At 62.0% G+C, this 22,838-nt stretch carries 20 protein-coding genes; 14 read left to right on the top strand and 6 right to left on the bottom strand.

All coding sequences use genetic code 11. The features are described 5' to 3' along the window. Window positions 1-40: 40 nt before the first annotated feature. Window positions 41-859, bottom strand: coding sequence for a sterol desaturase family protein (locus HB676_RS15140; protein ID WP_213738636.1), 819 nt, complete (start codon window positions 857-859; stop codon window positions 41-43). A 258-nt stretch (window positions 860-1,117) separates the two neighbouring features. Here HB676_RS15140 and HB676_RS15135 point away from each other — a divergent pair, with 258 nt between their 5' ends. The 11 genes from HB676_RS15135 to HB676_RS15085 all read left to right on the top strand — a co-directional run bounded on the left by HB676_RS15135 (window position 1,118) and on the right by HB676_RS15085 (window position 15,133). After that, a complete protein-coding gene (locus HB676_RS15135; protein ID WP_213738635.1) occupies window positions 1,118-1,756 on the top strand; it encodes a DUF1989 domain-containing protein in 639 nt (212 codons plus the stop codon). Between the two features lie 124 nt (window positions 1,757-1,880). Next, complete coding sequence (locus tag HB676_RS34245; protein WP_213738634.1) at window positions 1,881-2,720, top strand: AraC family transcriptional regulator; 840 nt, start codon at window positions 1,881-1,883, stop codon at window positions 2,718-2,720. Between the two features lie 99 nt (window positions 2,721-2,819). Further along, window positions 2,820-4,238 (top strand): UbiD family decarboxylase, encoded by a 1,419-nt coding sequence (locus HB676_RS15125; protein WP_213738633.1) that lies wholly within the window; start codon window positions 2,820-2,822, stop codon window positions 4,236-4,238. A gap of 118 nt (window positions 4,239-4,356) precedes the next feature. Next, a complete protein-coding gene (locus HB676_RS15120) occupies window positions 4,357-5,199 on the top strand; it encodes an AraC family transcriptional regulator (RefSeq protein ID WP_213738632.1) in 843 nt (280 codons plus the stop codon). A gap of 130 nt (window positions 5,200-5,329) precedes the next feature. Further along, window positions 5,330-8,344: a molybdopterin cofactor-binding domain-containing protein gene (locus tag HB676_RS15115; RefSeq protein ID WP_213738631.1), complete on the top strand. Its 3,015-nt coding sequence runs from the start codon at window positions 5,330-5,332 to the stop codon at window positions 8,342-8,344. Beyond that, entirely contained in the window at window positions 8,341-9,153 is an 813-nt protein-coding gene (locus tag HB676_RS15110) for an FAD binding domain-containing protein (RefSeq protein WP_213738630.1), read from the top strand. The genes HB676_RS15115 and HB676_RS15110 overlap by 4 nt, the downstream gene beginning before the upstream one ends. Next, complete coding sequence (locus HB676_RS15105; RefSeq protein WP_213738629.1) at window positions 9,150-9,668, top strand: (2Fe-2S)-binding protein; 519 nt, start codon at window positions 9,150-9,152, stop codon at window positions 9,666-9,668. The genes HB676_RS15110 and HB676_RS15105 overlap by 4 nt, the downstream gene beginning before the upstream one ends. Continuing rightward, complete coding sequence (locus tag HB676_RS15100; protein WP_213738628.1) at window positions 9,661-11,208, top strand: AMP-binding protein; 1,548 nt, start codon at window positions 9,661-9,663, stop codon at window positions 11,206-11,208. The genes HB676_RS15105 and HB676_RS15100 overlap by 8 nt, the downstream gene beginning before the upstream one ends. Window positions 11,209-11,237: 29 nt before the next feature. Next, a complete protein-coding gene (locus tag HB676_RS15095; protein ID WP_213738627.1) occupies window positions 11,238-12,044 on the top strand; it encodes an enoyl-CoA hydratase/isomerase family protein in 807 nt (268 codons plus the stop codon). 33 nt (window positions 12,045-12,077) lie between these two features. Further along, window positions 12,078-13,409: an MFS transporter gene (locus HB676_RS15090; protein ID WP_213738626.1), complete on the top strand. Its 1,332-nt coding sequence runs from the start codon at window positions 12,078-12,080 to the stop codon at window positions 13,407-13,409. After that, window positions 13,409-15,133: a GMC family oxidoreductase N-terminal domain-containing protein gene (locus tag HB676_RS15085; protein WP_213738625.1), complete on the top strand. Its 1,725-nt coding sequence runs from the start codon at window positions 13,409-13,411 to the stop codon at window positions 15,131-15,133. Before HB676_RS15090 ends, HB676_RS15085 begins: the two co-directional genes overlap by 1 nt. Before the next feature lie 57 nt (window positions 15,134-15,190). Here the strand turns inward: HB676_RS15085 and HB676_RS15080 are convergent, their stop codons facing one another. Beyond that, complete coding sequence (locus HB676_RS15080; protein WP_213738624.1) at window positions 15,191-15,724, bottom strand: MarR family winged helix-turn-helix transcriptional regulator; 534 nt, start codon at window positions 15,722-15,724, stop codon at window positions 15,191-15,193. 378 nt (window positions 15,725-16,102) lie between these two features. Between HB676_RS15080 and HB676_RS15075 the strand changes: the two genes are divergently transcribed. Together HB676_RS15075 and HB676_RS15070 are read left to right on the top strand one after the other, a co-directional pair. Continuing rightward, window positions 16,103-16,402, top strand: coding sequence for an HU family DNA-binding protein (locus tag HB676_RS15075; RefSeq protein ID WP_213738623.1), 300 nt, complete (start codon window positions 16,103-16,105; stop codon window positions 16,400-16,402). Window positions 16,403-16,477: 75 nt separating this feature from the next. Further along, on the top strand, window positions 16,478-16,765 hold the full coding sequence (locus HB676_RS15070) for a DUF1330 domain-containing protein (protein WP_213738622.1): 288 nt from the start codon (window positions 16,478-16,480) through the stop codon (window positions 16,763-16,765). A 134-nt stretch (window positions 16,766-16,899) separates the two neighbouring features. Here the strand turns inward: HB676_RS15070 and HB676_RS15065 are convergent, their stop codons facing one another. Genes HB676_RS15065 through HB676_RS15050 form a run of 4 tightly spaced genes read right to left on the bottom strand, consistent with a single transcriptional unit; the run spans window position 16,900 to window position 21,571 of the window. Then, on the bottom strand, window positions 16,900-17,925 hold the full coding sequence (locus HB676_RS15065) for a carbon-nitrogen hydrolase family protein (RefSeq protein WP_213738621.1): 1,026 nt from the start codon (window positions 17,923-17,925) through the stop codon (window positions 16,900-16,902). A 27-nt stretch (window positions 17,926-17,952) separates the two neighbouring features. Continuing rightward, the gene (locus HB676_RS15060; RefSeq protein ID WP_213738620.1) at window positions 17,953-18,831 is read right to left on the bottom strand and encodes a CoB--CoM heterodisulfide reductase iron-sulfur subunit B family protein; all 879 of its coding nucleotides are present in this window, start codon (window positions 18,829-18,831) and stop codon (window positions 17,953-17,955) included. Then, window positions 18,828-19,856, bottom strand: coding sequence for a 2Fe-2S iron-sulfur cluster-binding protein (locus HB676_RS15055; RefSeq protein WP_213738619.1), 1,029 nt, complete (start codon window positions 19,854-19,856; stop codon window positions 18,828-18,830). Before HB676_RS15055 ends, HB676_RS15060 begins: the two co-directional genes overlap by 4 nt. Then, window positions 19,856-21,571 (bottom strand): FAD-binding protein, encoded by a 1,716-nt coding sequence (locus HB676_RS15050; protein WP_213738618.1) that lies wholly within the window; start codon window positions 21,569-21,571, stop codon window positions 19,856-19,858. The genes HB676_RS15055 and HB676_RS15050 overlap by 1 nt, the downstream gene beginning before the upstream one ends. Window positions 21,572-21,752: 181 nt before the next feature. Here HB676_RS15050 and HB676_RS15045 point away from each other — a divergent pair, with 181 nt between their 5' ends. Continuing rightward, window positions 21,753-22,715, top strand: coding sequence for a LysR family transcriptional regulator (locus tag HB676_RS15045; protein WP_213738617.1), 963 nt, complete (start codon window positions 21,753-21,755; stop codon window positions 22,713-22,715). The last annotated feature ends 123 nt before the right edge of the window (window positions 22,716-22,838 follow it).

Raw genomic sequence — 22,838 nt, 5'->3', positions numbered from 1 at the left:
GATGGACTTCGCTTCGCTCGCAATGACGGAATCGTTGTTTTCAAACCGTCTTCGCTGCTTCGCTCCCGCCGCTGTCGAGCTGCGGCACGGCGATGCCGGGGTCGTGCGGCAGCAAATCCCGTCTCATATGTGCGTTGGAATTTCCGTTGAACAGCGTGCCGACCAGCCCGCGGTCGAGATCGCTGGTGCCGAACAAGGCGTCGCAAATCGGAAAGGTGAGGTTGAAATTGCGGGTCTGCATGAAGCCGAGCACGTGGTGGATGGTGTGCATCCGGCGCACGGTATTGATGAGCGGAATATATTTCAGATAAGGGTGCCGCGCGTCGTCCAGATGCGACAGCGTGTGCAGGCCTTCATACATCAGATAATAGGCAGCCATCGTGAACACGGTGATGTAGCCGGCATTGGCCGAGATGATTACGCCGAGCAGGAGTGCTGGCGGCAGCGCGGCGAGCACGAAACCGAGCGGCGCGAAGGGCGGAAACAATAGCGCGCGCCATTCCTTGTGGCCGTGATAGGTCAGATCGTGATGGGTGAAGAACTGGTGATGCACCGTGCAGTGGCGCTTGTAGATCATCTCCAGCCCCTTCACCGGGCGATGCAGAATGTAGCGATGCGCGGCCCATTCGATCCAGTTGCCGAACAGCGCGATCGGAATCACCAGCAGCCATTCCAGGCCGGCATTATGGATGCGGGTCCAGCACAGCCACATCGCGACGCCCGTGGTCAAAAGCGTAAAGCCGAGATGGATCGCGCCGTGATACCAGGGCGGCGTTTCCGCGACGAACCTGTCGCGAAAGATCTGCTGGCGTTCCTGCTCGCGGCGATCGCGGCTCGCGTCCTGAAATACAACGTCCATGGTTCGCTCCCTCGATTATACGGCCGGCGTGGTTCCGCCGTTATGTTTGAGGGCAAGCATAGGCCGTGGCGTGCCGGCGTGCTTAGCCGTAGCGCGGGCGATTTATCATTTCGGATGATTTTTTCGCCGTGTGTCGGTGGAGAGAAACGCGACCGCAGGCGCGGCGAACCTGCAGGCCTAAGGCGTCCAGATCCCTGTTTCGCTGGCTTGAAGAAAATGATGAGATGGACGCGCCGGTTCGATCGATAGGGTGAAATCATGAATGCTTCTACAGAACCTCAGCAGGGCAAAATCATTCTTCGCGAAACGGTGGCGGCAAAGACAAGTTGGTCCGCGCGTCTCGAACCGGGCCAGACCCTGACGCTGATCGACACGATGGGTCAGCAGGCGATCGACTTCCTGTGCTACAGTGCCGAACTGCCGCTGGATCGCATCAATCTTCCCAACACCGTCAAGCTGAACAAGTCGCTCTACATCACCAAAGGCTCGAAGATCTATTCGGACCTCGCCCGCGAGATGATGACGGTCGTCGAGGATACCTGCGGCTATCACGATACGCTGGCGGGATGCTGTAGCTGCGAGATCGACAAGGTGCGCTACGGCGTCGTCAAGACGGAGAGCTGCCGGACCAATTTCATCGCGGAACTGGCCAAATGGGCGATGTCGCCCTCGCAGATCGTCTCCAACATCAATTTCTTCATGCGCGTGCCATTCACCGCGGACGGCGACATCAGGATTGCCGACGGCGTGTCCAAGGCCGGCGATTACGTGGTGCTGAGGGCCGAGATGCCGGTGCTGGTGGTGATCTCGAACTGCCCGCAGCAGCACAATCCGGCGGCGGGTTTTGCACCGACACCCGTTGAGGTGGTCGTGACCGCAGCGCCGGTTGGGAACTAGCGGCCGCCGCTTATCATTCCGGATGATTTTTTGTCCGATGACACATACCGGTCACGGGCAATTCGGCGTATCCTGATGACAGCGTGACCGGGATTTGGATAAGCCCCGGTCGGAGATATCTGCTGTGACCAGGGCTTTGAGCATCCTGCAGGGCCGCTTCGGACGCGTCGCCCTTCTCGACATGGACACCTCGCTGGTGGACCATGCGCACCCGCATTATCACCTGATCTTCAAGGCGAGCGGCCCCGACCAGAATTTCGTCGTCGAAGGGCAGACGGTTCCGTTGCGCAGCGACACCCTGGTCGCGGTCAATTCATGGCAGCAGCATGCCTATGAACACAGTCGTGGCGCCGAGCGGACGCTGTTCCTCGCACTCTATATAGAGCCCGGCTGGCTCGCGCAGGCCGATCGCCATTTTGTCAGTTGCGCTGAGCCCGGTTTCTTTCCGCAGGCGGGGATTGCGATCACCGGCGAGATCGACCGGCTGCGCGCCGGCGTGGTGCGGCGAATGGCGGATCCGTCGCAGGGACATGACGAGCTGCAGGAACTGATCCTCGATCTCTGTTTGAACGTGGCCTATGGATTTTCGGACTGGCGGGAGCGCGCCGCGGGCCTTCACCGGCCGCGCGGTGTGAGCGACTACCGCATCGGCCGGGCGCTGCGGCATATCCGCGAATCCGCCGCCGAAGCGGTGGACCTCGATCAGGTGGCTCGGGTATCCGGCCTGTCCCGGCCGCATTTCAATCATCTGTTCCGTAGCTGCACCGGCGTCAGCCCCCGCGTCTACGTCAACGCGTTGCGCGTTGAAACCGCGGTTGGCCGGCTGCGGCAATACGATAACGAGATCGGCAGCATCTCAGAGGAACTCGGCTTCAGCGCCCAGAGCAATTTCACGCGCTTTTTTCAGCAGCACACGGGCACATCGCCCAATCAATACCGCCGCGTCTTGGCCCAGGTCGGTTAACTAGCCAAACAGTTGCTGCATGGCAGCAGAGCGGAACCCGGCTTGATATCAGGGGATTTCCAGTGCTTTGGTCTCGGACCAAGCCAAACGGAGGACGTAATGGAAGCAGGCCGGGCGATACCCGCCACTGAGCGCAACTGGCAGCATCCGGATTTACGGAGCTGGCTGCAGCGGCTGGTGGCGACCGATCGGCTTGTGGTCGCCCGCGAGGGCATCTCATTGATCGACGAACTGGCGGCGGTGGCCAAGAAGCTCGAACTGGAAAACGCGGTCCTGTTCCCCAAGCCAAGCGGGCACGCTATTCCCGTGGTCGCCAATCTGTTCGCCGACCGTAGCTGGATCGCGGATTCGCTCGGCGTTGCCAGTAATGAACTGCTCTCTCGATTCCAGAACGCGGTGCGCCATCCGCTGCCATGGGTCGAGGTGACGGCGGCGCCGGTGCAGGACGTCGTCCATCGCGAAGTCGACCTGCTGAGGCAATTGCCGATCCCGAAACACAATGAGCATGACAGCGGTCCGTACATTACGGCCGCGCTGTTGATCGCCCGTAATCCCGCGACCGGCATCCAGAACGTCTCGATCCATCGCTGCCAGGTCAGCGGCCCCGATCGCATCGGCGTTTTGTTGTTGCCGCGGCACACAAAACATTATTTCCGGATGGCGGAGGAGGCCGGCGCGGCGCTTGAGATCGCGCTGGTGATCGGCGTGCATCCGGCCTGCATCCTGGCATCGCAGGCCATCGCAGCCCTCGACGACGACGAAATGGAAATCGCCGGCGCGCTGCTCGGCCAGCCCATCGAGATGGTCAAGTGCCGGACTAATTCGGTTCGCGTGCCGGCGCATGCGGAAATCGTGATCGAGGGCCGTATCCTGCCGAAGGTGCGCGAGCCCGAGGGCCCGTTCGGCGAGTTCCCGCAATATTATGGGCCGCGCGCCGACCGCGAGGTCATCCATGTCGATGCGATCACGCATCGCAAGAATGCAATCTTCCACACCATCGTCGGCGGCGGCGTCGAGCATCTTCTGCTCGGCGGCATTCCGCGCGAGGCGACGCTCTTGGAACATCTGCAGCGCAGCTTCCCCTCGGTGCGCGATGTGCGCCTGCCGCGCGGGGGCACCTGCCGCTATCACCTCGCGGTCAAGATCGACAAGGCGAGCCAGGGCGAGCCGAAGAACATCATCATGGGCGCCTTTGGCGGTCATTACGACATCAAGCAAGTTGTCGTGGTCGACATGGACGTGAATATCGACGACCCCAACGAGATCGAATGGGCGATCGCAACGCGCTTTCAGGCCGATCGCGATCTCGTCGTGGTCTCCGGTGCGCAGGGCTCGAAGCTCGATCCGTCGTCGGATGAGGGCATCAGCGCCAAAATGGGCATCGACGCCACCAAGCCGGTTGCAACCGAGCCGATGGAATTCAAGCGTATTCACGTCAAGGGCATTGAAAACGTCGATCTGGCGCGCGAACTTCAGGATGATTCCAAGGCCGCCTTTGCCAGGATCGTGACGGGCTGAGAGTTCAATAAAAACAACAAACGCTGGCTCAAGCCAGGAAGTCACAAGACGGGGAAATGAGATGGGATGGCCGCGCAATATGCGTTAGCGCGGACGTCCGGTTTTAGGAGAGATGATTATGTCGACGGCGTTGCGAATTGCGCACGGGGCGTTTGGCCGGGTTGCGCTTCTCGATATGGACTGGTCGCTGGTGCGCCATGCGCATCCGCATTGCCATGTGCTGTTGAAGGTCGAGGGCGCCGACACCCAATTTGTCGTCGGCGACAAGGTCTATCCGCTCACCAACCAGATGGCCGTGCTGGTCAATGGCTGGCAGCCGCACTCTTATGTTCACGATCCCGAGCGGCCACGCACGGTCATTCTCGCGCTTTACATCGAGCCGGAATGGCTGATGGCGTTCCGGCCGGGCTGGGCAGCGAGCGGCGCGCCCGGATTCTTCAGTCATCCGACCGGCGATGTATCGCCGCGCATTCGCGGCCTGGCGATGAACCTGGCGGCCGACATGATGGCGCGCCCGGACGCGCGCGGCGCGCATGAGGCTGCACTGTCCGACCTGATGATCGCGGTGATCGAGCGCTTCACACCGTGGCGCAGTTTCCCGGCCTCGATCCGGGAAATGAATGTCGCCTCCAGCGACTGGCGCATCCGCAAGATCGCGGCCTCGATGCGGACCGAGATGCGGCGCAGCGTTTCGCTCGATACCGTGGCCAAGGAAGCGGGCCTGTCGCGTTCGCATCTGTTTCGTTTATTCGAATCTTCCATCGGCGTGCCGCCAAAAGTTTATCAGAATGTCGTACGCATGGAGCAAGCTGTCGATGCGGTGCTCAATCGGCCGGCGAGCCTGCAGGACATCAGCCATGAGCTTGGCTTTGTCGAACCGGCGCACTTCACGCGGTTCTTCCGCAACCATGCCGGCGTTAGTCCGCGCGAGTTTCGCAACATCTCCCGTCTGGCGTGCTGATATTGCAGTGCACGCACCCGAAAATGAGACGGGATGGTAAGTTTTGAGATCGATTGATATGGCAGTCATGGGCGCCATCGCCGGATAATTTCTCCCGACGCATCGTAAAATGCGCGGGAGGATTTCAGGGATGGCGGAAGCCGCCAGCCACGCACTCGCCAGCAAAGACAAAGTGCCGGGCTCAGCTTCGGTCGGTCCTTGGGTCGGCCAATCGATTCCGCGCGTCGAAGATTCCTCGCTGCTGACCGGCCGTGGCCGCTTCATGGACGACATCGGCGTCCATCCCGGCACGCTGCATGCCGCGATCCTGCGCTCGCCGCACGCGCATGCGGACATCATCTCCATCGATACTGCTGCGGCAAAACGCGCCCAGGGCGTGGTCGCCGTGCTCGACGGCGCGGATATCAAGGCGCTGACGTCGAGCCTCGTGGTCGGCGTCAAGGCGCCGGTCGAGTGCTGGCCGATCGCAGTCGGGCGTGTGCGCTATGTCGGCGAGGCGGTCGCCGTCGTCGTCGCAACCGATCGCTATCTGGCCGAAGACGCGATTGATCTCATTGAAGTGCAATATCAGCCTCGGCCCGCGGTGGTCGATCCGCTCATGGCTATCAAGCCAGACGCGCCGGTGCTGCATGACGGCTTCAACGGCAACGTCGCCAGCGACCGGGTATTTCGTTACGGCGATCCCGAGCAGGCCTTTGCGTCGGCGGCGCATCGCATCAGCATCGACATTACGTATCCGCGCAATTCCTGCACGCCGATCGAGACCTATGGTCTGGTCGCCGACTACGATCCCGGCGAAGACGCTTACGATGTGCTGGCTAATTTCCAGGGACCCTTCAGCATTCATGCGGTGCTGTCGCGCGCGCTGAAAGTTCCCGGCAACCGGCTGCGGCTGCGCACGCCACCGGATTCCGGCGGCAGCTTTGGCGTCAAGCAGGGGATTTTTCCCTACATCGTCCTGATCGCCGCCGCTGCCCGCGCGGCGGGGCGTCCGGTGAAATGGATCGAAGACCGGCTCGAACATCTGACCGCCTCGGTGTCCGCGACCAACCGCGCGACGACGCTCAGTGCTGCCGTAACCGAAGACGGCCGCATTCTCGCGCTCGACTGGGACCAGGTCGAGGATTGCGGCGCGCATCTGCGCGCGCCTGAGCCGGCGACGCTCTATCGCATGCACGGCAATCTGAGCGGCGCATACGACATTCGCCATATGGCCGTGCGCAACCGTGTCGTCGTCACCAACAAGACGCCGACCGGATTGAACCGCGGCTTCGGCGGCCCGCAGGTCTACTTCGCGCTGGAGCGTCTGGTGCAGCGTATCGCGATCGAATTGAATCTCGATCCGCTCGACGTGATCACGCGCAATCTCGTGCCGGCCGATGCGTTTCCCTATCGCACCGCCAGCGGCGCGTTGCTCGATTCCGGAAACTATCAGGAGGCAATCCGGCGCGGCGTCGTCGAGGGCAAACTTGCTGAGTTGAAAGCGCGCCGGGATGCCGCGCGCACCGAGGGGCGCCTTTACGGAATCGGTTACACCGCGGTGGTCGAGCCCAGCGTGTCCAATATGGGCTACATCACGACGGTGCTGACCCCGGCGGAGCGACGGAAAGCGGGCCCGAAGAACGGCGCGCAGGCCACCGCGACCGTTGCGATCGATCCGGTCGGCAGCGTCAGCGTGCATGTCGCCTCGGTGCCGCAGGGGCAGGGCCATCGCACGGTGCTGTCACAGGTGGTCGCCGATGTCTTTGGGCTCACGCCCGGCGATGTCAGGGTCAATACCGAAATCGATACCGCGAAGGACGCGTGGTCGATTGCGTCAGGCAATTACGCCAGCCGCTTCGCGCCGGCTGTGGCCGGGACTGCCAAGCTGGCGGCTGAGCGCATCGCGGGTCGATTGGCGCGCGTCGCGGCGAGCCAGTTGAACACCGAAGCCGACGACATCATTTTCGCCGGCGGCCAGGTCCGGTCGAAACGCAATCCTGACAATAAAGTCTCGTTCTCGCGTGTCGCGGGCTTAAGCCACTGGTCGCCGGGTGCGTTGCCGGACGGCGTTGGGCAGACCATTCGCGAAACCGTGTTCTGGACGCCGCCGGAACTAACCCCGCCCGACGATGACGACCATATCAACTCGTCGCTCTGTCACGGTTTTATCTTTGACTTCTGCGGCGTCGAGGTCGATCGCACCACGTTACAAACGCGGATTGACCGCTACGTCACGATGCACGACTGCGGCACCATCCTGCACCCCGCGATGGTCGATGGCCAGATTCGCGGCGGCTTCGCGCAGGCGGTCGGCGCGGCGCTGTATGAAGAATACGCCTACGGGGCCGATGGCAGTTTTCTCACGGGTACGCTCGCTGACTATCTGCTGCCGACAGTCATAGAGACGCCGGAGCCGTTCATCATCCACATGCAGACGCCGTCACCGGTCACGCCTTTGGGCTCAAAGGGTGTCGGTGAGGGCAATTGTATGTCGACCCCGGTCTGCATCGCCAATGCCGTCACCGATGCGCTTGGCTTGAGAGACATTACGTTGCCGCTGGTGCCAGCGAAACTTGCCGACGCCGTGCATGGTGCCGAGCGCGTGGCACCGGCAGGCCGTGCGGGCGATGATATCCAGAAGCAGGGCGGCGACCGCAAGCTGCGCGGCGAGGGCGAAGCCAAGGTTGGCGCGCCGGCCGAACAGGTCTGGGCGATGCTGCTCGATCCCGAGACGTTGAAGGCCGTGATCCCCGGCTGTCACAGCGTCCAGAAAGTCTCTGACACGCATTTCCGCGCCGATGTGACCATCGGCATCGGCCCGGTCAAAGGGCTCTATCGCGCCAACGTGAAATTGTCGGACCTCGATCCGCCGCACGCCGTCACGCTCGGCGGCACGGCCGAGGGGGCGCTTGGATTCGGCGGTGGCGAAGGACGCATCACGCTGACGCCGACCGAAGGCGGCGGTACGTCGATCCATTACGTCTATGAGGCCGCGATCGGCGGCAAGGTCGCGAGCATCGGCGGCCGTCTGCTCGACGGCGCGACGCGGGTGATCATTGGGCAATTCTTTGCAGCGCTCGCACGCCAGGCCGGTGGCGGTTCCGCCGGATCAGGGCCGTCCCTGTTTGCGAAGCTGCGCGGTCTGTTCGGGGGGCAACGATGAAGCCCGCCGCATTTGATTATGTTAGGGCCGAGCATCTCGATGAAGCGCTCGACGCGCTCAAGAAGGATGGCGGCGACGCGCGCATTATCGCGGGCGGCCAATCGCTAATGGCGATGCTCAACATGCGCCTCGCGCGGCCCAAGACGCTGATCGACATCATGCGGCTGAAGGATCTGGCGCGGATCGAGCGCAAGGGAAGCTCGATCATGATCGGGGCCGGTGTGCGGCAGGCCGCGCTGCTGGCATGGCCTGATTTGCGTGCGAGCCTGCCGCTGGTCGCGCTGGCATTGCCGTGGACCGGTCATGTGCAGACCCGAAGCCGCGGAACCGTCTGCGGATCGATCGCGCATGCAGACCCCAGCGCCGAATTGCCGCTGATGCTGCAGGCGCTCGGCGGCGAGGTGCATCTGCGCAACGCCAAAAAGCGCCGGCGCGTCGCGGCGAAAGAATTCTTCGCGGGCATGATGGCGACGACGCGCGCCGATGACGAATTGATCGAAGCGGTATCGCTGCCGGTCATTGAGAAGCGCTGCGCATTTCGCGAAGTGGCGCGCCGCCATGGCGATTTCGCCATCGTCGCCTGCGCGGCCGTGGCGACGGACAATGGCGTTCGCCTTGCGGTTGGCGGCGTCGCGGACATGCCGGCGATCCGCGATTTGCCGCGTCTTGAGGGTAGCGCGCTGGATGATGCGCTGAATGCCTTTGCTTACGAGCTCGATGCCCGCGACGATGTCCATGCCACCGCGCGCTATCGCCGCGATCTCGTGCGGATGATCGGCCGCGATCTGGTGCGGGAGGTGCTGCAATGAGCCGATTGCAGGCCAAGCATCGCCACGATGTCCGCTTTACACTGAACGGCAAACCGTGCGCTGGCGAGGCCGAGCCGCGCCTGCTGCTGACGGATTTCCTGCGGCACAGGATCGGCGTGACCGGCACCCATGTCGGCTGCGAGCACGGCGTATGCGGCGCCTGCACTATCGATATCGACGGCCAGCCGGCGCGGGCGTGCCTGACGCTGGCGGTGCAGATCGACGGCTGCGAACTGCGCACCGTGGAAAGCCTTGCACCGGCGGCGGGCCGTCTTGGCGTGTTGCAGGCCGCGTTCAAGCGAAACCACGCGCTGCAATGTGGGTTTTGCACGGCCGGCATCCTGATGTCGCTGGATACGTTCCTGCGCGAACATCCGCAGCCGGACGAGGAGAAAATCCGCGATGTGTTGAGCGGACATTTGTGTCGTTGCACGGGTTATGCGCCGATCGTGCGCGCGGCGCTCGAGGCGGCGGCGGAATTAGCGGACCAAAACAGAGAGAAGACAGATGCTTGACCTTGGAACAAGCTTTGTTGCGAGCGTGGCGCGCGATCCTCACGCACTGGCAATCGTCGATGACGGCATTCGCCTGACCTATGGGCAATGGTACGCGCGGATATCGTCGCTGGTGGCGTCGTTCGACCGCATCGGCCTGAAACCGGGCGATCATCTCGCCACCATGCTGCAGAACTGCGAGGCGGCAGCGACGCTGCATTGGGCCTGCCAATTGGCCGGCATTGTCATCACTCCGGTCAACTGGCGCGCCAAGGCGGACGAACTGGATTACTGCCTTGAAGATTCCGAATCCTGTGCGCTCGTGTACCAGGATGTCTCCGCACAGGCGGTCGCCGAATCGAAACGGGCTTGCGCCTTGCCGCGCATCTTCGTCGGCAGCGGCGACGCGGGGGACGCCTTCCTGTTCGACCGCATGGTGGCCGAACTCGCGGCTGACGTGACACCCCGTGTTAGCGCCGAAGCATGGTCGATCATGCTCTATACGTCCGGCACCACGTCGCGGCCGAAAGGCGTGCCGCGGCGTCACCGCGCCGAACGCTCCGCGGGGATTGCGCATGTCGCGCAGAATTTATACCGGCGCGGCGAGCGCACCTTGGGCGTGATGCCGCTCTATCACACCATGGGGGTGCGTTCGCTGATCGCGATGTCGCTGATCGGCGGCACTTTTGTGTGCCTGCCGCGCTACGACACCAGCCGGGCGTTGGCGCTGATCGCGCGCGAAAAGGTTAGCAATCTCTATCTGGTGCCGACGCTCTATCATGATCTCGTGCACAATAAGGAATTCAAATCGACCGACGTATCGAGCGTGCGCAAGCTTGGTTTTGCCGGCGCGTCGATGACGGACGGGTTGCTGAAGACGCTGAACGAGGCGTTCCGGCCCGAACTGTTCGTCAACCATTACGGCAGTTCGGAAATCTACACGTTCACGATCGATCAGAATGCGCCCGCAAAACCCGGCTCAGCCGGCAAGGCCGGTATCAATCAGCAGATCAGGGTAGTCTGGCTCAACGCGCGGTCGGCGGCGGACGTGGCGTCTCCCAATGAGGAGGGCGAGATCATCGCGCTCCTGGCCGGCGACGAGTCCTTTGAAGGCTATTGGCGGCGGCCCGAGGCGAACGCCAAATCGCTGCGGGATGGCTGGTACTTCACCGGCGATACCGGTTTTGTCGATGCCGACGGCGACCTGTTCGTCACCGGCCGCGTCGACGACATGATCATTACCGGCGGCGAGAATGTTTCGCCGGTCGAGATCGAAAGCGCGCTGTCGCTGCACCCGGCAGTGCACGAAGTGGCCGTGGTCGGTCTCGCCGACGAAAAATGGGGCCAGATCGTCACGGCGTTTGTCAAGCGCAAGGGACCTGTCAGCGAACAGGATCTCGAATTGTTCTGCAGGACGTCGGGCCTCGCCAACTTCAAGCGCCCGCGGCGCTTTGTGTTTGTCGATGCCTTGCCAAAATCTCCGGTCGGAAAATTGCTGCGCCGCCTGCTTGTCGCCGGCGACTACCAGCGCGAAGACGCGCCGCCATCCAACGCGGCCTGACAACATACGTAACAAGAAAGGTAACGAATATGCCCGCTCCCTATAGTTTCGCAGATCAACGCCTCGCCAAGCTCGACGGTTTTCAGGTCGAAATCGATGAAGCGCATGAGCGCGCCGATATCATCCTCAACCGGCCGCCGTTCAACGTCGTCTCGATGCCGCAGCGCGATCAGTTGCGGCTGGTGTTCGAGACGCTGGATGAAGACGACCGCGTGCGCATCATCGTGGTCCGCTCGGTCGGCGAGCATTTCTCCAGCGGCGGCAATATCGGCGGCTTCATGGAAGCGACGCCTGAGAAGGTCTCCAAACTCGCCTGGAACATCGCCTCGCCGACACGCTGCGCCAAGCCGGTGATCGTCGCCAACCGCGGCTATTGCTTCGGGGTCGGTTTTGAACTGTCGCTGGCCTGCGATTTCCGCATCGCGTCGGAAACCACGCTGTATGCATTGCCGGAGCAGAAGCTCGGCCAGATCCCGGGATCGGGCGGCTCGGCGCGCCTGCAGAAGATGATCGGCATCACCCGCACCAAGGATATCGTGATGCGCTCGAAGCGCATTCCGGCCAAGCAGGCGTTCGATTGGGGCATTGCGACCGAGTGCGTGCCCGATGCCGAACTGGAGAAAGTCACCGACAAGCTGGTCGACGAACTGCGTACCTTCGCGCCGCTGGCGCAGCGCACCGCCAAGAAGCTGCTCAACGACACCGAAGACTCGACTTTGACGGTGGCGATCGAGTTGGAAGGCCATTGCTACAGCCGCCTGCGACAATCGGAAGACTTCAAGGAAGGTGTCGAAGCCTTTAACGCTAAGCGTCCACCGAAATTTATCGGGCGTTGAAAATTCATTTTGGGGCAAACAGGGAGGAATAAAATGACCATCGCGAATGTAGAGGGGACCGAGGCCGTCCCCGGCGCTGCAAGCAAGCAAATGAGGAATGCGATCATCGCGTCGGTGCTGGGATGGTCGCTCGATCTGTTCGATTTGTTTATTCTTCTCTACGTGGCCCCGGTCGTCGGCGCGCTGTTCTTTCCGTCCAACGTGCCGACGCTGTCGCTGGCGGCGGTCTACGCATCTTTCGCGGTGACGCTGTTGATGCGCCCGGTCGGCTCGGCGATCTTCGGTCACTATGCCGACGTGCATGGCCGCAAGAACGCGATGTTTGTCGCCATTGTCGGCGTCGGCATCAGCACCGCGGCGTTCGGCGTGCTGCCGACCATCGCGCAGGCCGGTGTCATCGCGCCGGTGATTTTCCTGCTCCTTCGTCTCGTTCAGGGCATCTTCGTCGGCGGCGTGGTCGCTTCGACCCACACCATCGGCACCGAATGGGCGGCGCCCAATCGTCGTGGCGCGATGTCGGGTCTGGTCGGGGGCGGCGGCGCCGGCATCGGCGCGTTGATGGCGTCGTTCGTCTTCCTGGTGATGTCATCGCTGTTTCCCGGCGATGCCTTCGCGGTGTGGGGATGGCGCTGCATGTTCTTCTCGGGGCTTTTGAGTTCGCTGCTCGGCTGGTTCATCTTCACCAATCTCGAGGAATCGCCGTTCTTCAAGGAGCAGCAGAAGCAGAAGGCCGCCGGTACCATCACGGCGACGCAGTCGCCGGTGAAGCTGCTGTTCTCAAACCGCTTTCGCGGCGTGCTGCTGCTCAATCTGCTGGTGACGTTCGGCGGTGGCGCGGGTTACTACCTGACATCAGGCTATCTGCCATCATTTCTTAAAGTCGTGAACGCGGTTCCCAACAGCACGTCGTCCCTGATCTTGATGGGCGCGAGTGTGGTGGCGCTGATATCCGCTGTTTTGATCGGCGGGCTCAGCGACATGATCGGCCGCAAGAAGACGTTTCTTGTGGTCGGCGTCTGCATGCTGATCCTGTTGCCGCTGTGCTATCTCGGCATGGCCAAAGCGACGGATACGACCTCCATCACGCTGTACGCGTTTGCGATCGCTTTCCTTGGCAATGCCGGTTACGCGCCGGTATTGATCTTTCTCAATGAGCGGTTTCCGACCGAAATCCGTGCCAGCGGCACCGGCCTGTCCTGGAATATCGGGTTCGCGCTGGGCGGCATGATGCCTACCTTCGTATCACTCGCGAGCGCCAGTCCGGCACAGATCCCGATGTCACTGTCGATTTTCATCGGCGTGATCTTCGTGATCTACCTGATCGGGGCGTTGCTGATCCCGGAGACCAAGGGAGATTTCCGCTGATGGCGGAGGCGGCGGCCGGGACAACGCGGTCGCCGCCGTCCTTTGACGAGATCATTATCGGCGGCGGGTCCGCCGGTTGCGTGATGGCCAATCGTCTGTCGGCGGATGGCCATCGCCGCGTGCTGCTGATCGAGGCCGGGCAGGATACGCCGCCGGGCGCGGAGCCGGCCGAAATTCTCGACAGCTATCCGATGCCGGTGTTCTTCGGCGATCGTTATGTCTGGCCCGGTCTGACCGCTTCCACGGGCAAGGACAGGGACGGGCAGATCCTGTCGCGCGCCTATGAACAGGGCCGCGTGCTTGGCGGCGGTTCCAGCATCAACGTGCAGTCGGCCAATCGCGGGCTGCCGCGCGATTATGACGAGTGGCGCGATCTCGGCGCAAAAGGCTGGGGCTGGGACGATGTGCTGCCGTATTTCCGCAAGCTGGAAACCGATCTCGATTTCGACGGGCCGCTGCACGGCAAGGATGGACCGGTTCCGATCCGGCGGGTGGCCAAACCACACTGGCCGCCGTTTGGAGCGGCGGTGGGCGAGGCCTTCGCAGCTAGCGGCATCCCGTTTCGGCAGGACCAGAACGCCGAATTCGAGGACGGAATCTTCCCGCCGGCTTTCTCCAACCGGAACGATCGCCGCGTTTCCGCTGCGATAGCCTATCTGGATCAGGCGACGCGCCGGCGCAGCAATCTGACTGTCTGGACCGGCACGAAGGTCGACGCGCTGGTGATGGATGGCCGCCGTGCCGACGGCGTTCGCGTCACGAGGGATGGGGAGAGCGTCCTGGTTCGTGCCCGGCGCGTCATCGTGACGGCGGGCGCCATTCTGTCGCCGGCGATCCTGATGCGGGCTGGTGTTGGGCCGGCCGCGGCGCTGCATGCGCTGGGAATCGAAGTCGCCATCGACCGGGCAGGCGTGGGCAACAATTTACGCGACCATCCCGCACTGACCTTCTGCCAGTTTCTGCCGCGCCCCCTGCGCCTGCCGATCGCGCAACGCCGGGCGAGTTTCGTCGCGATGCGCTATTCATCCGCCATCGAAGGCTGCGACCGCTCGGACATGTACATCACCGCGTCTGCCCGCGCCGGCTGGCACGCGCTCGGCGCACGGCTGGGGCTTTATTTTCTGTGGTGCAACCGGCCGTTTTCCGCCGGGCGGTTGTCGCTGCGGTCTTCCGACCCGCGCGACTATCCCGCGGTCGATCTCAATCTGCTGGACGATCCGCGCGATCTCGCCCGGATGATGGCGGCAACGCGAAAACTGTTCGCGCTCGCGGTTCATCCCGCGCTTAACGCGGCCGCCGGCGATTTCTTTCCAGCGTCATTCTCGCCGCGGATCAAGAAATTGAGCCAGTTCAATCGCGCCAACAGCTTGGCTGCTTCGGTGCTGGGCGCGATGCTTGATGTGCCGGCGGGGCTTCGTCACCTCGTGATCAAGCGCTTCCTGCTGAACGGGAAAGCGTTTGGCGATGTCGCGGCGGACGAAGGCAAGTTGGCGGATTTCGTGCGCCGCAATGCATTCGGTGTCTGGCACCCGACCGGCACTTGCCGGATGGGTGATCCTTCGGACTCTCACGCTGTGGTCGATCCCACCGGCCGGGTGATCGGCAGCGAGAATCTTTATGTGGCCGATGCCTCTGTGATGCCGCGCCTGCCTACGGCCAATACCAACATTCCGACCATCATGATCGCCGAGAAGATCAGCGACGCGTTGATAGCAACTGCGTGATTTTCTGGTTGCTCGACAGCACGTCGCTAAACCGCGACCACGTCTTGCCGTCGAACTTCAACGCTTGCGGGGAACTGTCGGCTTCGCCGAGGACTTGTCGCGCAACGGCGTCACATTCACGTCCGCGAGGTAGCGCTGCAGCGCAATGGCGCGGTCGCTGGAATCGACCAGGCGCTGGGCCATATCCAGCAATTGATGGAATTCCTTTGCCGACAGGCAGTCGAACTGGACGTCATTGACCATGGTCTGCGTAGGCGCCAGCCGCTCCAGCAATTCGGCGCCCCGCGCGGTGACCGTCAGGCTGAGCCGGCGCCGGTCGACGGGATGGGAAGCCTTCTCGATCAGGCCTTTGGCCATCAGCTTGTTGGTGACGGCGGTCACGAACGCCCCGCTCAGATACAGATGATCGGCGACCGCGCGGACGTGAACATCTCCCAGAGCGGCCAGATGCCGGATCGAAATCAGCGTCGTGTATTCAATGCCGGCCAGCCCGATGACGGCGGCGTGGCCTTCGCGAATGGTCTGATGGCGGGAAAAGAAGCCAAACAGGCTGTGGACTAGCCGCCGGAACTCCTGATCCGAGCCGTTCACGAGCATCTCGGGCCGGGAGATCGTGAGGGCAGCTTTGGGTGCCCCGCTCGCGGAAGGCTTTTTAGTCTTGTTATTTTTGGGCTGAGGCGTTGATTTGACCACGTCGTATCCGGGGCAGCATTGGATTCCATCTGCGACTAAACTGGCTACTTTGCTGCCCGTTTGCAATCGCTCTATCCCTTGCATCGAATCAAACGAGTCTAAAATGACGCCCTGCACAGGCAGGGATAAGCGTGCCTTGCTCTCAATGAGGGCCTGAATTCGGCCGTAAAACCACAGGAATCGTCAGATAGTGGTTTAAAATAGGGGTTTGCGCATTGGCGGGTGGCTTGATTCCCAATAGTGTGCGTGAGGCGAATCAAACCAAGAGGACGCAAAATGGCAGTACAGATGACGAAATCGCAACTGATCGAGAAGATCGCTGCGGAAAACGAAATCGCAAAGAAGGATGTAAAGGGTGTTCTGGAGACGCTGGCGACCGTCGGCTACAAGGAGCTGAAGAAGACCGGCATCTTCCTCGTTCCTGGTTTTGCCAAATTCGTCGTCATCAAGAAGCCCGCCACCAAGGCCCGTGCCGGCACCAATCCGTTCACCGGTGAGCCGATGACCTTCAAGGCCAAGCCGGCCCGCAAGATCGTCAGGGCACGGCCGGTCAAGGCAGCCAAAGACGCGGTTTAAGTTTAAAAGGCCCCTTCGGGGGCCTTTTTGCTTTTGGGCACATGTTGCTTTCTGCCCGTGGGAAAGGAAGTGGCTATGCCGGCCTACTATATCGGCGAGCACGTGATCACGAACGCGGCGGTGTTTGAAGACTACCTCGCGAAGGTGATGCCGATGATCGAGCGCTTCGGCGGGCGCTACCTGACCAGGCGCGGCAGCCATGAAGTCCTCGAAGGCGACTGGAAACCCAACCGGGTGGTGATCGTCGAATTTCCCGACAAGGCCTCGATCCGCAGGTGGTACGAGGCGCCCGAATACCAGCCGCTGATCGCGCTGCGCCAAAGTGCGGCGACGGATGTGATGATCATGCTGGATGGGGTGTGATCTCGACGTTCCAAATGTTGTTATCCTCGATATCGTCCCTGCGAACGCAGGGACGACATCCTGTAGGATGGGTGGAGCGAAGCGATACCCATCATTGCCGGAAGTGATGGGTTTCGCGAAGGGCTCAACCCATCCTACGGACTCTGCTCGCCAGATGAGGCGCCCATAAAGGCCTGAGGCGCTGCATCCGTATCGACAAAGATCGCCGGTACCAGACGTTTCCGATTGACGGTCAGCTCGAACACATCGAAGCGGTTGTAATAGCCGACGACGTCGTGAAACTGCTTGGGCTCGATACAGCGCTGCAAATCGAATTCGGCATAGGCGATGCCTTCTTCATCCTGCAACGCATCGCCGATTGTTTCGCCGGTGGGGTCGACAAAGAAGCTCGCGGCGCGTGGAGTGCGGTCGATCACCTCAGTCACCGAAGAATCGCGCGCAATCAAAAAGTCGCGCATCGCCTTATCCATATAGCCGGCGGTGACGATGCCGAACGCCTTCGCCTCGAACGAATGAGCGCTGGCGCGGATGCGGTTCGCCGCGACGTTATTGAAATTGCCGCCGGCATCGGGCCGTCGTGTCGGCCACATCGGCGGCCAGCTCGAGATATGGATCTGTTCCGCCTGCGCCATCAGCGCGTAACGCGCCAGCGGATTGGTGTTCTCGCCGCAAATCAGATTGCCGACACGCCCGACCGGCGTATCGACGACCTGAAGCCCGGCGCCATCGCCCGCGGCCCAGACCAGCTTTTCGTAGAAGGTCGGCACCAGCTTGCGGTGATGGTTGAGAATTTCGCCGGTGGGACCGATCAGGACGTTGCTGTTCCAGATCAGCCCGACGCTGGCCGGCGAGCTTTCGCTGATCCCCATCGAAATCGTGACGCCGAGCGTTTTGGCTTCGTCGCGCAGCAGCGCGATCTCTGGCCCCTGTAGTAAAACCGACTGCTCGGCCATCCGCACGAACAGGTCGTGGTTCTCGATCGGCGCCCACAGCGCCGCCCAGACCGGAAAGGCCGGGATGTAGGTCTCGGGGAAGGCGATCAGGCCCGCTCCGGCCTTCGCGGCTTCCCGGACGATCGAGATCGCTTTCGCGGTCGTGGCGGCCCGATCCAGAAAAATCGGCGCGGCATGCACGGCCGCTACTTTAACGGAGGAAGACATCGGCGAACCCTGAAGATTATCGATATGTTACACGTGTGCCTCGTGTTGTCTGATCGAGGCCGTCGAGACCAGATGCTTGTCGAGGCGTAATTCCGCGCGTGACATCCCCAAAGCGAGGCCAACGAGCTGCGGCAGATGCAGCACGGGCATGTCGAGCTTTCGGCCGATGTCGACTTCGATTTCCTTCTGGAAACTGTCGAGCACGGTGTGGCACAGCGGGCAGGGCGTCACCAAAGCCTGTGCGCCGTTGGTCTTGGCAGACTCGATGTGCTGCCCCGTCAGCTTGATCGCGATCCGCTCGTCATGCGCGGCGGTGTGGAAGCCGCAGCATTCGGTGCGGCCGGTATAGTCGATCGGCTTGCAGCCCAGCAATTCGGAGAGCTGTTCGAGCGAGCGGTTGTTGCGGGAGTCGATGAAACCGTATTTGCCGGGCGGCCGCGTGATGTGGCAGCCGTAAAACGCCGCGACCGAAAAGCCGTTGAGCGGGTTCACGATCAGCGTGCGCAGATGGTCCATGCCGACGTCTTCGAACAGCACCCACAGGAAATGCGTCACGCGCGTGGTGCCGTTGTAGTGCAAGCCTTCCGGCGCCAGCCGCTCATTGACCTGGCGCGCGATGTCCTCGTCTTCGAGAAAGCGCGCATTGGCGTCGATCAGATTGAGCGTGCAGGTGTTGCAGATCGTCATCAGCGGCAGCGCGTCGCGCTCCGCCAGCGCGAGAATCCTGACATTGAGCGCGAGGAAGCCGATGGGATCGACGGCCCTGATTTCGCGGGCGCCGGTGCAGGTGGCCGACTCGATTTCGGCAAGCTGGAGATCGAGTTTCGGCGCGACATTGCGCATCGCTTCGTTCAGCTCGGCGCAGGAGCTTTTGGCGGAACAGCCGGGGTAATAGGCGAATTTCATGATGGTCCTGTATCCCTTTGGCTGAGCAGACGTCGCGCCGCGGCGATCGCGCTGGTTCTTTTCTTGAACAGGGTCCGCAGCGGCTTGATCTTGCCGGCGATCAATAGTCGCAATGCGCGCGCCATGTTGTGAACGGCTTTGAGGCCCTGAACCCGCAGCACCAGTTCGGTCGGATCGATCTTGCCCCGCGAGGCGATGATCGAGGTGAAGGTCAGCGAATGTTTTGCGAGCTGTGGCCGTAGCGCCGCCGTCTTCGCCTTCAGCGGCTCGATCACGTGCGATACGATCGGAATTTTCGCCGGACAGGCTTCCTCGCATTTGTAACAGGAGACGCAGTTGAAGATTCCGGCGCGCTCCAGCGCGCTTGCCACTTTGTCCGGGTCGTTGCGGGAATCGAGCGCGGTCTGGGCAAGTTGGACCAATGGCGCCGGCCCTGCGAAATCCGTCAGATTGCCAAGGCCGATGACGGGACATGCCGAAAAGCACGCCATGCAGCTAATGCAGTCCAGCGCCTTGGAGGCGTGCTTCATCTCCTTGTGGGTCAGCGGCTCGGGAAAACCAACATAATCATGATCGCGCACCAGCCATGGCTCGAACGCCGCCACCCGCGCCTCATAGGGTGCACGGTCGACGACGAGATCGCGCACGACAGGCAGGTTGCGCAGCGGCTCCAGCGTCATCTCGGGCTCGACGCTTTCCCAGCAGGCGAGCACTTCGCGGCCGTTCATTCTGACGCCGCAGGTGCCGCACATTTTCGAGCCGCAGAACCAGCGATAGGCGAGATCGGGCGCGAGATTGTCCGCGACATAAATTAATGCATCGAGCACGCGCATCGATTGCTGGTAGGGAACCTCGAAACTGTCGAAGCGGATTTCTTCGCCGAGATCGCCACCGGCCCGGCGGATGCGCAGGCGAACCGGATCGCCGGCAGCGAGCCGGTGGTTGCGCGCGGTGAGACTGTCGAAATTCTCGGCCTTGCCGATGCTTCTGGCGTCCACGGGCTTGTTCATCACGGTATCGTTCATCACCAAGCCACCGACAGATTGTCGCGCCTGGCAAAGCCGGGCTCGAAAAACGGCGTTTCGTAGCGGGTTCGTTCAAACCGGAAGCCGTTGTCGGTCTTGATCATGATATTGGCGGCGAGCCAGGCGTCATTGTCGGTTTCCGGGAAATCCAGCCGCATGAAGGGGCCGCGGCTTTCGCGGCGTTCGATCGAGGAGTGAATGATCAGCTCGGCGGAATCGATCATGTTGTGGACGTCGATCGCATCGAGCCATTCATAATTCGCCGTGCGCGTCCCGCTGCGCAGGCTCATGGTCGGCAATAACGTGGTCCGGATATGGGCAAGATCTTCCAGCGCGCTGGAAAGGCTCGTCGCACTTTTTTCGACGCCGACCTTTTGCCACATCACGCTACGAATTTTGGTCTTGATCTCGGCGGGCGAGGGACCCTTCTGCCGCATTGCCAGCAGCGCTTCGAGGCGGTTTTGCTCGGCCGCGACTTCATCCTTTGGAAGTTCGCCGGGCTTGAGCTTGTCCCAGCCGGCCAAAATTCCATCGGCCACCGTCTTGCCGTCGAAGGTCGCGAGCGCAATCAGGCCGTTGCTATGGCCGCCGAGACCGCCGGCCACGTAAAGTCCGGCGACCGATGAGCGCATCGTGGTGTTGTCGACGAGAACGCCGCCTTGCCGGTAATGCGCAGAAACCGCGGTTTCCAATAGCCGCTTGTCGGGATCGATGCCGAGCTGATTGAAGGGTTTGCCATAGGTCGTGTAGGCGTCGACTTCTCCGGGGTCCATGTTGTCGAACCCGGCAAAGTAACCGCCATCGTAGCGCGCCTTGCCGGCGCGGACCTGTTTAACCAGCGCCTTGAGTTGCACGGTGTAGGGTCCGAATGCCAGGGGATCGTCAACCTGCTGGTTGAAGAATTCCTTGCCTTCGGCGTTCACCATCCGCGCCGAGGCTTCCGAGCCGAGTACGGGATTGGGATAGATCTGCATCCGCTGCCAGCTCGGCGGATGCGCGACGTCATTGGTGTGCCACCACTGCATTTCCAGATTGACCAGCGTCGCACCAGCCCGCCACGCCATCGCGAGGCCGTCGCCGGACATTTCGCGGGTGCCGGTCGAGCGGGTGTGCAGCCGGTCGGCATATCCGGTTGCGAGGATCACGGCGCGGCCGAGCAAGGCGATGTGTTCGCCGCTCATGCAGTCGATCGCGAACACGCCGCACACGCTGCCGTCTTCGCGTTTCAAAAGACGCGTGACGACGGTCTCTTCGATGCGCTGGATGCCGGCCCTCATCACCTGCTTGCGGCGCAGGTCCATGAAAGGCACGCCGGAATTACCCTGCACGTTGGCGGCGACGCTGCGCACCGCGCCGGGGCTGGTGACGACATTGCCTTCGTCATCCCTGCGGAAATACAACCCGGCCTCTTCAAGCTCGGGGTAGTAAACCTTCTCGATCCATTGCCCGCATCGGCGCGCCCAGTTCTGATCGATCAGGAACTGGTTGTGATATTTGACGAGATATTCGGCGGTGTTGCGCGCCTGCTCCGGCGTATTGCCAAGCAGGGCGCCGCCGAGCACGAGATTGCCGGCAAAGATCGAGGCGCCGCTTTTGCCGACCAGGCCCTTGCAGACGATGATCGATTTGATTTGCTTCTTCGACAGTTCCAGCGCGGCGTAACAGCCGGCCGCGCCGCCGCCGACGATCACGACATCCGTGGTCAGGATCCGCATGTGTCAGTCATCCCGTTCACGGAATAAGGCCTGTGTCTAAAGGGGTTTTCAAGCGTGGTGCACGCACCGCGAAACCTTGCGGCAACCTAGTATGGCCTCGTATAGTCGGCACTAGGGGTTTTTGCACAGGCAGGTGCTTATCTGGGATGTGTTTGGACCCGGATGAGGCGGAAGGAACGGGATGGCGGAGCGGCCGAAACTGGCGTGGGACGATCTTCGGGTCGTGCTGGAAGTGGCGCGCCAGGGCAGCATCTATGGCGCGGCGAAGGTCCTGAAAGTCGATCATTCGACCGTGACCCGCCGCGTCGCGCATGTCGAACTGATGCTCGAGCGCCGGCTGTTCGACCGCTCCAGCCGCGGCATCCGGGCGCGGCCGGACACCGAGGAACTGCTCAAGCATATCCAGATGATGGAAGTCCATGCGGCCGCGATGCATGAGGCCATCGGGCTCGGCACCGAAAACCGCACCCGAACCGTGCGCGTGGCGACCATGGAGGGCCTGTCGAGCGGCTATCTTGCCCGCCGGGTCGAGGAGATGACGCTCGGCGACCCCTCGCTGCGGATCGAACTGTTCAGCAATCCCCATATCGTGGACCTCCTGAAAAAGGAGACCGATATCTTTCTTAGCTTTTTCGATCCCGGGATCGCGGGCCTCGTCAGTGAACAGATCGGCGAGATCGCGATCTATCTCTATGGCTCCGAACCCTACCGTCTCAAGCACGGCCTGCCGCAATCGCGCGATGAACTCGCCGCGCATCGTTACGTCGGCTATATCCCCGAGATGATCTCGATCGACTCGGTGCGGTGGCTGGAAGAGATCGTGCCGGAACCGAATGTGACGTTCTGCAGCAACAGCGTGATTGCCCAGCGAAGCGCGGCCGTGGCGGGGACGGGACTTGTTGTGCTGCCGGCTTTCGTCGGCGACGAAAGCCCGGCACTGTTTCGCATTATGCCGGAGGATATCCGCATCCTGCGGCCGGTGTGGATGTCGGTCGGGCTTGAGCAGCATCTGCTCAAGACCATCAAGCAGACCGCCAAGGCGATTGCGCGTATCTTTGAAGCCGACCGCGAATTCCTGCTCGGTGGCGCTGACTCGCCTGATGTGCGCTTGCTCCGCGCCCACGCGCTGACGAGGCCTAGCTAAAGCGTTAGGTTTTTGGTTGAATCGGCCTGTCAACGGGTTCACTCACCTCTCCCCTTGTGGGAGAGGTCGAAATTCGCGCGCAGCGGGAATTTCGGGTGAGGGGTTACGGACTATCGATAGACC

It is taken from the genome of Bradyrhizobium sp. dw_411 (genome assembly GCF_018449695.1).
Lineage (GTDB): Bacteria > Pseudomonadota > Alphaproteobacteria > Rhizobiales > Xanthobacteraceae > Bradyrhizobium.
The sequence above is the reverse complement of the archived record's forward strand: the minus strand, read 5'-3'. Positions and strand labels throughout refer to the sequence as shown.